This is a genomic window from uncultured Thiocystis sp. (assembly GCF_903866365.1).
Lineage (GTDB): Bacteria > Pseudomonadota > Gammaproteobacteria > Chromatiales > Chromatiaceae > Chromatium.
This window is the reverse complement of sequence record NZ_CAIPNF010000111.1, coordinates 1-10,792: the sequence shown is the minus strand read 5'-3', so window position 1 is coordinate 10,792 and position 10,792 is coordinate 1. Positions and strand designations below refer to the sequence as shown.

11 protein-coding genes are annotated in these 10,792 nt (G+C 61.4%); 7 read left to right on the top strand and 4 right to left on the bottom strand.

What is annotated here, in order from left to right; genetic code table 11:
• Positions 1–298: 298 nt before the first annotated feature.
• From QZY07_RS06785 to QZY07_RS06775, 3 genes are all read right to left on the bottom strand, one after another.
• A complete protein-coding gene (locus QZY07_RS06785) occupies positions 299–1,360 on the bottom strand; it encodes an ABC transporter substrate-binding protein (RefSeq protein ID WP_295400946.1) in 1,062 nt (353 codons plus the stop codon).
• Between the two features lie 113 nt (positions 1,361–1,473).
• Complete coding sequence (locus QZY07_RS06780) at positions 1,474–1,911, bottom strand: CoA-binding protein (protein WP_295400944.1); 438 nt, start codon at positions 1,909–1,911, stop codon at positions 1,474–1,476.
• 165 nt (positions 1,912–2,076) lie between these two features.
• On the bottom strand, positions 2,077–2,430 hold the full coding sequence (locus QZY07_RS06775) for a DUF134 domain-containing protein (RefSeq protein ID WP_295400941.1): 354 nt from the start codon (positions 2,428–2,430) through the stop codon (positions 2,077–2,079).
• A gap of 211 nt (positions 2,431–2,641) precedes the next feature.
• On the opposite strand from QZY07_RS06775, the gene petA reads away from it, so the two are divergent.
• Positions 2,642–3,235: a ubiquinol-cytochrome c reductase iron-sulfur subunit gene (gene petA / locus QZY07_RS06770; RefSeq protein ID WP_295400939.1), complete on the top strand. Its 594-nt coding sequence runs from the start codon at positions 2,642–2,644 to the stop codon at positions 3,233–3,235.
• Positions 3,236–3,290: 55 nt separating this feature from the next.
• Here the strand turns inward: petA and QZY07_RS06765 are convergent, their stop codons facing one another.
• The gene (locus QZY07_RS06765; protein WP_295400936.1) at positions 3,291–3,632 is read right to left on the bottom strand and encodes a hypothetical protein; all 342 of its coding nucleotides are present in this window, start codon (positions 3,630–3,632) and stop codon (positions 3,291–3,293) included.
• Positions 3,633–3,893: 261 nt separating this feature from the next.
• On the opposite strand from QZY07_RS06765, the gene QZY07_RS06760 reads away from it, so the two are divergent.
• The 6 genes from QZY07_RS06760 to QZY07_RS06735 all read left to right on the top strand — a co-directional run bounded on the left by QZY07_RS06760 (position 3,894) and on the right by QZY07_RS06735 (position 10,496).
• Positions 3,894–4,265, top strand: coding sequence for a NifB/NifX family molybdenum-iron cluster-binding protein (locus QZY07_RS06760; RefSeq protein ID WP_295400934.1), 372 nt, complete (start codon positions 3,894–3,896; stop codon positions 4,263–4,265).
• Between the two features lie 3 nt (positions 4,266–4,268).
• Entirely contained in the window at positions 4,269–5,159 is an 891-nt protein-coding gene (locus QZY07_RS06755) for an ATP-binding protein (RefSeq protein ID WP_295400932.1), read from the top strand.
• Entirely contained in the window at positions 5,156–6,058 is a 903-nt protein-coding gene (locus QZY07_RS06750; RefSeq protein ID WP_295400929.1) for an ATP-binding protein, read from the top strand. The genes QZY07_RS06755 and QZY07_RS06750 overlap by 4 nt, the downstream gene beginning before the upstream one ends.
• Positions 6,059–6,107: 49 nt before the next feature.
• Complete coding sequence (locus tag QZY07_RS06745; RefSeq protein WP_295400927.1) at positions 6,108–6,479, top strand: NifB/NifX family molybdenum-iron cluster-binding protein; 372 nt, start codon at positions 6,108–6,110, stop codon at positions 6,477–6,479.
• Positions 6,480–6,511: 32 nt separating this feature from the next.
• Positions 6,512–7,450 (top strand): alpha/beta fold hydrolase, encoded by a 939-nt coding sequence (locus QZY07_RS06740; protein WP_295400925.1) that lies wholly within the window; start codon positions 6,512–6,514, stop codon positions 7,448–7,450.
• A gap of 238 nt (positions 7,451–7,688) precedes the next feature.
• Positions 7,689–10,496 (top strand): DUF4214 domain-containing protein, encoded by a 2,808-nt coding sequence (locus tag QZY07_RS06735; protein ID WP_295400921.1) that lies wholly within the window; start codon positions 7,689–7,691, stop codon positions 10,494–10,496.
• Positions 10,497–10,792 lie beyond the last annotated feature (296 nt).

Genomic DNA, 10,792 nt, shown 5'->3' with positions numbered 1-10,792 from the left:
AATGTGTGTAACGCGATGCTTAAGAATCTGAATTTTCTATCATGATGAAACCGAGCCTCGGCGTTTGCCGTGGGCGGCCGCAAGGCTGATCGTACTGGAAAAAAGGTTCCTCGGTGATGGGTATCCACAAAAAGCGACCGGCGGCTGCGATTGACGCATTCTTCGCGGGCCGTGGCGAACCGCGCTCCACGCCTGAAACGAAAACAGGGATGACAGCCCAGAAAGAACGTCATCGGGCCATTCCATCAACACACATCATGCGGATTCGGTCGATAGAAACAAAAGTCCTGACGAATCCTCAGACGCTCGCCGCATCCGCCGTTGTGGCTTCCGGGCGCGGCATGATCCAACCGGCGAGCAGGATCAGCACCACGCCGGCCAGCGAGATCCAGTACCAGCCGGTCAGCGGGGTTGGACCGTATTCATAGACCGCCCCGGTGCTGATCAGCAGCCGATCCCCGCTTGATACGATGGCGCCGATCCCGAACGGCGGCTGCCACTCCGCGCTGTCGGCCAGCCGCGGATCGCCCTCGGCGGCGAGCGTTTCGCCCTGCTCGGCGAGCGCCAGCGAGGACAGTCCGTCGTCGCTGCCGATCCACAAGCGCTCGCGGCCTGGCCGCTCGCCGTCGGCGGCGAGGTGCAGTGACAGGGTCCGTTTGCCGTCGAGCGCGGAATGCAGCGACCGCCAAGGCTGACCCGGCCGCGACTGCCAGAACACGCCCTGATCGGTCCCCGCCAGCAACAGGCCGCCCTGGGTGGTGGCGAAGCTGAAGACCTTCGCCGCTTCCGGCAGTCCTTGGCCGTTCGGCTGCCAGGCGGCGCCCGCCTCGGCCGCTGACGCGGACAGCACGCCCGCGCCGATGGTCCCGGCATGCAGCCAGTGCCCGTCGCCACGTTGTTGACCGATCAGGCTGTAGATGTTCGCCACCGGCCCCGGCGCGGACCAGCGGCCATTGGCGAGCAGACGCACGCCGCTCGCGGTCCCCGCCAGCAGCCCCAATTCGGTCTGCATCAGACTGCCGACCCGATCCTCCAGCGGCGACTCGCCGGCCGCCGGGAACACTCCCGCGGCGGTTCCCACCGGCATGCGGTTCGGATCGCCGAGCAAGGCCAGCACCGGCTGACCGCCCAGCGCTAGGTTTTCCCGCGTCCAGGCGCCACCACGCAGGCGCCAGACCTCGCCCGCCTGGGTGCCCGCCAGGATGTCGCCCTGGTCCGTGGCGACGAGGCTCGTGACATGCCCGGCCCCAGGCGGGCCAATGGGCGTCAGATGGATGCCGCCTGGCAGAAAAGGCCCGGCCACCGCGAGCAGCAGACCGAGGGCGGTCAAGACGAGTGCGTATGTTTTGCGTTGATTCATCGGTTCCTCCGCGAGAAACCCCGTCCCTTCGGAACGGGGAGGTAGAGCGGCTGCGACCGTGCAGCCACCGGACATGGGGACGGGCTTTCCGCCTGCCGGGTCGCGCGACTCTCTCAATACTTGCCGAGCATCTTCATGATGAGCTTGTGAATGCTGTGGTACGACAAACCGGGATTGAGATACATCACGGCGCAGGTTCCCGTGCGCAGATTGATGCCTTTCTCCGCCGCCAGCGCGATGGCCTCCGGGGTGTCGTGCGCCATGTGGACCCAGACATCGCGGATGCCCGCCGCGGCGGCGGCGGCGATCCAGTCGCGGGTCTCCGCTTTCGGTACCTCGACGATCAAGCCCTCGACGGGGCCGGGTAACTGCGCCAGCCCAGGGTAGGCGACGTCGCCATCGATGAAGTTGGCGCTGGGATCGATCGCATAGACCGTTTTGCCCATCGCCTTCAGTCCGCGATAGCTGAGAAGCGGGAAGGGTTTGGCCTGGGAGCGGCCAACGACGGCGTAGCTGGAGAGGGTGAAGAAGGTTTCGTAATTCGAGGCCATGAGGTTGCTTTCCAGTTGAGTGAAGACACATAAATTTGGCACTTGGAACCGCAAAGGCGCAAAGGACACCAAGCAAAACAACGGGTTGTCTCCTCCGCGCCCTTCACCCGCAGGTGACGGTCTCCGTCTGGACCGCGCGTTAAAAGACGTTGCGCCCTTTGCGGCTCAACGGCTCTTTTCAGGATAAAGCGAAACGGGGTCCGCGTCCTGCCCGACAACCGGCGCCTCCGCAATCTCCTGGGCGGGCGTCACCACCAGCCGTTTGCCATTGATCAGTGCATCCGTCACTTTCCGGCGCGCCTGCGTCAGGGTCCGTGACAGGGTCGTGCGCGAGATGCCCATCCGCCGCGCGCAGTCTTCCTGATACAGACCTTCGAGGTCCGCCAGCCGCAAGGCTTCCAGTTCGTCGACGCGCAGCACTACGCTATCCATGCCGCGTCCCGAGCGGCCGCAGGGTTTAAAACAGAGAAAGCCCGGATCGAATCCGATCCAGCGGGCACGTCGACGTCGACCCAACACGGTGCCTCCCAAGGGTGGTTCGTTCTGATTTGAGAGGTCCAGTTAAACGCACATATGTTCTTTTTGCATTGACAAATATCAGGGTAATTCGCTCGGAAAAACGGCGATGATGTCGATCAGAAGAGTCGGGAATCGAATTTCATCCAAGTGGCGCAGACGCCCGCCTGTCATGGGGTCGCCGCCGCTCGCATCAGCCAGGAGACAGATGTCCATGAGCGAACAATCTGTGAACAAGACGAGACGGCGCGTGCTCGTTGCCGCGACCAGTCTGGTCGGCGCCGTGGGCGTTGGCTACGCGCTGGTTCCGTTCGTCGCGTCCATGAATCCGAGTGCCCGCGCGCGGGCTGCCGGGGCTCCGGTCGAGGCGGATATCGGCAAACTGGAGCCGGGCGGACTGTTGCGGGTCAAATGGCGAGGGCAACCGGTGTGGATCGTGCACCGGACACCCGAGATGCTCGCCTCTCTGGCCAGCAACGAACCCAAGCTGGTCGACCCGGCGTCGGAGGTACCCCAGCAGCCGGCGTATTGTCAGAACGCCACCCGCTCCATCAAGCCGGCGTATCTGGTCGCGATCGGCATCTGCACCCATCTGGGCTGCTCGCCGATCTACCGGCCGGAAGTCGCCCCCGACGACATGGGCGCCGATTGGAAGGGCGGTTTCTTCTGCCCCTGCCACGGTTCGCGCTTCGATCTCGCGGCACGGGTGTTCAAGAATGTTCCGGCGCCCACCAACCTGGTGATCCCGAAGCACGCCTATCTCAACGAGACGACCCTCCTGATTGGGGAGGATGGCGGCGCGGCCTGATGCCGGCCCCAGAACCTTTGCAAACCGAAATTCGGTGAAGCCATCACAATGACGCTCAAATAGCACACGGGAGAACAGCATGCCATTCAAAGACGGAACCGGTCCGAGTCAACCAGGTCAGGGTCAAGGCCGAGGTCAAGGGCAGGGTCGAGGGCAAGGTCAAGGGCAAGGTCAGGGCCAGGGGCAAGGTCGGGGCCAGGGCCAGGGCCAGGGCCGAGGGCAAGGCGGTTGTCGCGGACGTCAAGCGGCAAACCGCGCGGGACTGAGTCACGCTGGGAGCCAAGGCGGACGCGGACTTGGCGGACGCGGTCAAGGCGCGGGCACCAAGGGCAGCGTCAATCCGGTGATGTCCTGGATGCAGCAGCAGCTCAACGAGCTGCGGTCCATGGTCCAGCAACTGACGGAACGACTGGATGCGGCCCGTCCGGATTCACATTCATCCTAAATTCGGCATTTGGAACCGCAAAGGCGCAAAGGACAAAAAGAGAAATAAGGTCTTGCAATGCGCACGACGATCACCCGTTGGGTGACTGTCGTCATTGAGACAAGCCATTGAACGAATTGGCGTTCTTCGTGTCCTTCGTGTCCTTCGTGTCCTTCGTGTTCTTCGCGGTTTTACTGCTCTTTTTAGGTTCATAGGACACGCGGAGACGATCTGATGAAACTTGCCATCTCTATCGCTGGCCAAACGATTGATTCACCCTTCGACGCCCGTTTCGGACGCGCCGAATCCTTCTGTCTGGTCGACTCGGACACCGGCGCCTGGACGGTCCACGCCAATCCGGCGCTCTCGGCGTCGGGCGGGGCGGGCGTCCAGGCGGCGCAGTTCGTTGCCAAGCTCGGCGCGCAGGCGGTCGTCAGCGGGGCCTATGGTCCCAAAGCCTACGACACGCTCTCCGCCGGAAACATCCAACGCTTTCTCGCGCCGGGGAACGAAGCCCGCAGCGGTGCCGACATCCTGGCCGCGTTCCGGGCGGGGCAGTTGACCGAAGCCGATGGCACCACCCATGGCGGCCATCACGGAGGCTAGGGAATGATGCAGATCGTCATTGCTAGCGGCAAGGGTGGCACGGGTAAAACCACCGTCGCCACCAGCCTGGCGCAGGTGGCCGCGGAACGGGGCGCGGTGCGTTTCCTCGATTGCGACGTGGAAGCGCCCAACGCCGCGCTTTTCCTCCATCCCGTCCTGGAGACCCATCGGGACGTGGGCATCCGTGTGCCGCGCGTGGATGCGCAAGCCTGTACCTACTGCGGCAAGTGCGCCGAGGTCTGTCAGTTCCACGCCATCGCCGTGGTCGGCAAAAAGGTGCTGGTGTTTGACGATCTCTGTCACGGCTGCGGCAGTTGCACCTGGCACTGCCCGGAACAGGCGATCAGCGAGCACCTGGCCGTGACCGGCGTGATCGACAGTGGCACCACGCCGGAGGGCATCGCCTTCGCCCAGGGCGTGATGAACGTCGGCCAGACCATGGGCGTGCCGATCCTGCGCGAACTGAAACAATGGACCCCGGCGACCGGTGACGCACCCCCTTCGACTTCGCTCAGGGCGAGCGGCGCGCTCGAAATCCGCGACGCACCGCCCGGCGCCTCCTGTCCGGTGGTGGAAACGATGCGCGGGGCGGATTTCGCGCTGCTCGTCACCGAACCGACGCCCTTCGGTCTGCACGATCTGAAACAGGTCGCCGCCATCGCCCACGACCTGGGCATCCCCGCCGGCGTAGTGATCAACCGCGACGGCATTGGCGATGCCGCCGTTGGCACCTGGTGCGCCGACCGCGGACTGCCGATTCTGCTGCGCATCCCAATGGAGCGGCGCATCGCCGAGGCCATCGCCAGCGGCCAGACCCTGGTGGACGCCGTGCCTGACTATCGGGTTGGATTCCAGGAACTGTTGGAGCGCATCGTCGCCGGGGTGAACCCATGAAACAGCTTGTCATCCTCAGCGGCAAGGGCGGCACCGGCAAGACCAGCGTCACCGCGGCCTTTGCTCATCTGGCGTCCCAGGGGCCGCTCGCCGACAGGATTTTGTTGGCCGACGCCGATGTGGACGCCGCCAATCTGGAACTCGTCCTCCAGCCGCGCCGGCTCGACACCCAGCCGTTTCGCGGCGGTCAGGTGGCCGTGATCAACGAAGACACCTGCGTACACTGCGGCGACTGCGAGTCGGTCTGCCGCTTCGACGCCATCATCGAGACCGACGGGCGCTGGACGATCGACCCCATCGCCTGCGATGGCTGCGCCGCCTGCGTCTACCAATGTCCGACCGACAGTATCGCCATGCAGGAACAGACGGTCGGCGAATGCGCGCGGTCCGACAGCCGTTATGGACCGCTCCATCATGCCCATCTGTCTCCAGGACAGGAAAATTCCGGCAAGCTGGTCACCCAGGTCCGGCAGCGCGCCCGCCAGCAGGCGCTGGACGAACAGCGTCAAGTGGTCATCGTGGATGGCCCGCCCGGCATCGGCTGTCCGGTGATTGCCGCCGTGTCGGGCGCGGATCTGGCATTATTGGTGACCGAACCGACGGTCTCCGGCATCCACGACCTGCGCCGCGCGCTGCAAACCGTCCAGCACTTCGGGGTGCCGGCGCTGGTCTGCATCAACAAGGCCGATGTCTATCCGGCGGGCGCGCGGGAGATCGAAGCCGATTGCGCCGCACAGGGCATTCCCACGGTCGGGCGGATCCCCTTCGATCTGACCGTCGCCAGCGCCATGGTCGCGGGCGAGGCGGTGACCCTCTATCGCCCCGACGCACCCGCCAGCCTTGCGCTGTCCGCGCTCTGGGCGCGCGTCCTGCCCTTTCTGCTGGAAGCGCCGGCATGACCGCACGAAAAACCTTTGAACAACCCAATCAACAACCAGGAACTTTGAGATGAAAATTGCCATTACCGCCGAAACCAGCCAGGGTCTCGACAGCCAGGTCGCCCAACATTTTGGCCATGCACCCTATTTCATTCTGGTGGACATTGACGACGGCGCCGTGACCGCGACACAGGACATCGCCAATCCCTTCGCCGAAGCCCATCAGCCGGGCGAAATTCCCACCTTTATCAAGCAACAGAACGCCGAGGTCATGTTGAGCGGCGGCATGGGCGGGCGGGCCATCGAGTTCTTTACGCAGGCTGGCATCAAAACCGCCACCGGCGCGACTGGCACGGTGCGCGAATCGCTGGAGAAGTATCTCGGCGGCACGCTTGCCGCCGCCGCGCCCTGCGCCGAGAGCGTGGCGCACGGGCACGGGTAAACCGGAGACTTGCAGTTGAGACGGAGCCATCCTTGACGGCCTGGATCCTGATCGCCGGCCTCCTCGCGGCCGGTGTCGCCCTGACACCGGCCCTGCTGCATCGTGTCTACCGGGCGCCGCGCATCCGCGAACAGGGAACGCCCGCCGCGCTCGCCCTGCCCTATCGCAGTCTGCGCATTCCGACCGTCAACGGCAAAACCCTATTCGGCTGGCTGGTCTCGCCCGCCGAGCCCGCCGCACCGCTGCCCGCGGTGATCGTGCTGCATGGTTGGGGCGGCAACGCGGAACAGATGCTGCCCTTCGCCGCCCCGCTGCATCGCGAGGGTTATGCGGTGCTGCTGCTCGACGCCCGCAATCATGGCCTCAGCGACACCGACGGATTCTCCTCCCTGCCGCGCTTCGCCGAGGATCTAGAACACGGACTCGACTGGCTCGCGCGTCAACCGGGCATCGACCCCAGGCGCCTGTCCCTGCTTGGACACTCGGTGGGCGCCGGCGCGGTGCTACTCTTGGCGTCGCGCCGCCGCGATCTTTCCGCGGTCATCAGCATCGCCGCCTTCGCCCATCCGGAGCAGCTCATGCGCCGGCAGTTTCGCGGCAACCGCATCCCCTGGACACTCGGCTGGCTGGTGATGCGCTGGGTCGAGCGGACCATCCAGGCGCGTTTCGATGACATCGCCCCCTGCCGGACCATCCGGCACGTCTTCTGCCCCGTCCTGTTGGTCCATGGCGAGACCGACTCGCGGGTTCCCCCCGCGGACGCGGCGCGCATTTACGCCAATCGGCGGGATGCCTCGACCGAACTGCTGCTGCTCCCCGACACCGATCACGATTCCATCGACGCCATCGAAACGCATGCCGATGCGCTGCTCGCGTTCCTCGGGAAAACCTGCCGCGGAGGATCCCCAGCGCCTCACCAGGGGAAGGACGCGGCGCAATCGTCGGACACCTCGCTACCGAGGCAGGTCTGACTGTTATATCCTTGGCCACGGAGCCAAGGGTCTTGCCATCCATGTCGCGCTTGATCGCCTGTTCCTTGAACTCGGTGGTCTATTCCGGCTTCGGGATCTTCTGCTTCATCGTCTCCAGTGTGAACGTCAGTTTACGTCACCCTTGTGAAGACGAAATTTCGGAAGAACCTCATTTCAATATAAGGGTCGACTTATGTTCACTCATGTTAGGCATGTGGCGTTGCCCCGGAATCTTGTTATGTTGTTTTCCATTCGCCTGCTATTGATTTTAGCGATCCAAGCCCTGCTAGCACCCCTGTTAACAGCCGTCGCCGCGCCGGCAGAACGCGCCGACACTCTCTGGCAGGTCGCTGAAATCTATCTTGCCACCATGGATTACGCGCCAGATCAGGAAGGCTTGCAGTATTGGTCGCAGGAAATCGAAACCAAGCCGGAATGGACGCCGACCACGGTCGCCCAAAGCTTTTTCGATCAGCCACTAGTACAGGACAGGTACCCGGACAGCCAGGTTTTCGGATCCTTTATCGAGTCGCTCTACCAAAATATTTTCAGGCGTAGCCCCGACAGCACTGGCTACGCATACTGGCTTGGCGAGCTTGAATCAGGCCGTATCCTGCGCAACCAGATGATCATTGCACTGATTAACGGCGGCTGGGCGAATTTCGATGCAGCCGAGGACATGGCACGCTTCGAAAACCGTCTCAGGGTCAGCTTGGCTTTCGCGGACTACCAGACCGCTTATGGCATCAACTACAGCACCCTTGGCACTGTCGATCAAAGCTACCTGCGACAGGCCGGCTCCGAAGTACTGAAAGGTGTCACGGATAGTGCTGCCACCCGCTCTACGGCGATCGCCCGCATTCCTGGCTTACTGGAGTCACTCGCCCAGCAGTCTGTCAATGGCGTCCTTATCCTGGATCCCATCGCCGCCGACGGCAGTGTACAGGGCCATTATCGACCAGCTCCAGGGAGTGGCGAGACCATGACAGGGTTTTCCGTTAGCCCAAGCGGCAAGGCGAGTTTCTGGCCAGAAGATGACCCCAACGCATCGGTTTTAACCGCCGAGGTGACCTCCGGGCTGGCTCTCAGTCTCGACTATGCGGGCGTCTTCTTTGATGGAAACGGCGAGTTGACTAACGAGGAACGAAGCCTACTCCAAGCGATGTTCGACGGCTCGATGGGCGACTCACTAGCTTTGATCCCGCTTAACGTGGCCTGCAAATCCGCCGCGATGATCGACGACAAGCAACTAGCCGCATTGCTAGCGCCTTGGCAACTGGCACTTAAATATTTTTATGCGGATCGCACCACACAGGTGCTTGCTGCAACGCAGCTTGCAAATTGCGATTTTTTTGGCGATGGCACGTCAGGCAAACCAAACGCCAGTGCTTCCAGCCATCTCATCATGTCTGCTTCCTGCCCATTTCCGGTAGTCTTTGGCTATTTTCCCTTTGATGAAATCGGAGCTGCTGAAAGCGGCGCTGTTGAAAGCTCAAGGCTCGACAGTGCCGAGACGTATGGTTCGAACACCCCCCTTTTACCAGGCTCATCACCGGAGGCGAGCGGTCAGATCTCAACGCTTGCAGCATTGACAGCCAACATCCTCGATCAAGCCCTCATCGACAACTTCGGGCCTTGTAATGCTAAATGCCGTGGGGCCTGTGGCGCTGACTGCCCCATGTCCAATTGTGGTCCGCCCGAAGATTTCTGGGACTGCCTGCTCGACGAAGAGGGTAACAACACGGGTTACAAGCAACGTTATGATGTTTACCGTTGCGGCACACATCCGGCGTGCATCACACATGATGCCTGTTACGACTATGAAAACGCTTTTTGGGGTTGCGGCAGTTGGATGTCGGCGATTCGGCGTCATCATGTCGACTGGTTAACTCCCGACGCGCCTTCTGCCACTCGGTCATGTGATGCCAAGGTTGTCGTCACCTATGGTCCGGACCAGGCATCGGCTTGGGGCTTTGGTCTCGGACCCTATACTGACGAACGTCTATTCGCCTACTCCGACGACTACCATAATTCCGATGGCAAGCTGGGTATCTTTGATCCCAATCTCTGTCTGCTACCGAACGCCTTGTTAACCGTCAGCGCTCAGCCGCTCAGCACCCTTACACCTAATGCATACAGCTTACGGGTTGACGCAACTAGGATCGTTTCGCCGGTTCTTCCCGATCCGGTTCGCCTAGTGGATGCCCGCTGGAATTTTGGTGACAGTCAATCTGATAGCCAAGGTTCCGAGGACAACATCAGCGTGACCAATGGCACCGCGACCCTGACTTTAGTGCGTCATTATCCACTGGATGTTATCGAGCACAGATATCCATTCAGCGTCGAGCTTCAGCTCGATGGCGATATCATCGGTCAGGCTGAACGTGACATCGTCATTCCGGGAAGTGCCGTCAGCGTCAGCATTCAAGCGCCGCGCATCGTTACGGTTGAGTTACAAGGCGGCGCCACTCAGTACGACCATGAGTTTGAGGCCGTAGCCACTCCGCCCGGCAGCTACCGCTTCGACTGGAATTTTGGCGATGGCTCGACAACAAGCGATAACGGGATTTCCAGCGAAACCCAAACGTCGTCAAGCGTTAGCCACGCATACATGGGGCTTGTAGGTGGCGAACACTTCAATCCGAGCGTCAAGCTTTACGATTCAATCGGATCGATGTTGGGCGAGGATAGTATTTCCATCACTATCGAGGATCCATGTGGCGGTGTCGGCACTTTCACCTGCGCCAACGGCACCAGGATTTGCGCGAACATCGTCTGCAACCAGCGGGACGATTGTGGCGATGGCAGCGATGAGGTGACGACTATTTGTGGCATACCAAATGCGTGCTGTGTCGCCACGAATGGTTGTCCTGGAGAAACGGCTACGAGTTGCAGTGAAACCTGCTGTTGCTGCCCTTGGGGACAGGTTTGTGATCCTAGTAACCCAGCCAATGGTTGTATCTCCACCGGGAGTGTCATGGCGGTAGGTGAAATGACTTCCAGCCAAGCGATTAGGAAGATATTGAATCAACCAAAGACACCTTGATCATCGTTCGTGCCTTAAAGCATGCGCGGCGGCTCCCTGAGTTATGCTGGAATCTGGTGTATGAGCCGAGGCTGATGGGGGTTTGGCAGCAATTCCCGCTGAAAAAATAACACTTTAAAAACAATATCTTATTTTTACACGGATCGGCATATTGTCAGCAGTTAAGACGCTGTTATAGATCTCGTATTTATCATCCAGACATTTCATGGGAACAAAACTCATAAACATCTGTCTACAGCAATATAAGTTGAATAGATTTAGAATGACGGGGTGTATCATGAAACCTAATTGGTTAT

Bases quoted from the DNA above. Each gene is read 5' to 3' on its own strand.
- QZY07_RS06785 (WP_295400946.1), bottom strand. From the start codon at position 1,360: ATGAATCAACGCAAAACATACGCACTCGTCTTGACCGCCCTCGGTCTG.
- QZY07_RS06780 (WP_295400944.1), bottom strand. From the start codon at position 1,911: ATGGCCTCGAATTACGAAACCTTCTTCACCCTCTCCAGCTACGCCGTC.
- petA (WP_295400939.1), top strand. From the start codon at position 2,642: ATGAGCGAACAATCTGTGAACAAGACGAGACGGCGCGTGCTCGTTGCC.
- QZY07_RS06760 (WP_295400934.1), top strand. From the start codon at position 3,894: ATGAAACTTGCCATCTCTATCGCTGGCCAAACGATTGATTCACCCTTC.
- QZY07_RS06755 (WP_295400932.1), top strand. From the start codon at position 4,269: ATGATGCAGATCGTCATTGCTAGCGGCAAGGGTGGCACGGGTAAAACC.
- QZY07_RS06750 (WP_295400929.1), top strand. From the start codon at position 5,156: ATGAAACAGCTTGTCATCCTCAGCGGCAAGGGCGGCACCGGCAAGACC.
- QZY07_RS06745 (WP_295400927.1), top strand. From the start codon at position 6,108: ATGAAAATTGCCATTACCGCCGAAACCAGCCAGGGTCTCGACAGCCAG.
- QZY07_RS06735 (WP_295400921.1), top strand. From the start codon at position 7,689: ATGTTGTTTTCCATTCGCCTGCTATTGATTTTAGCGATCCAAGCCCTG.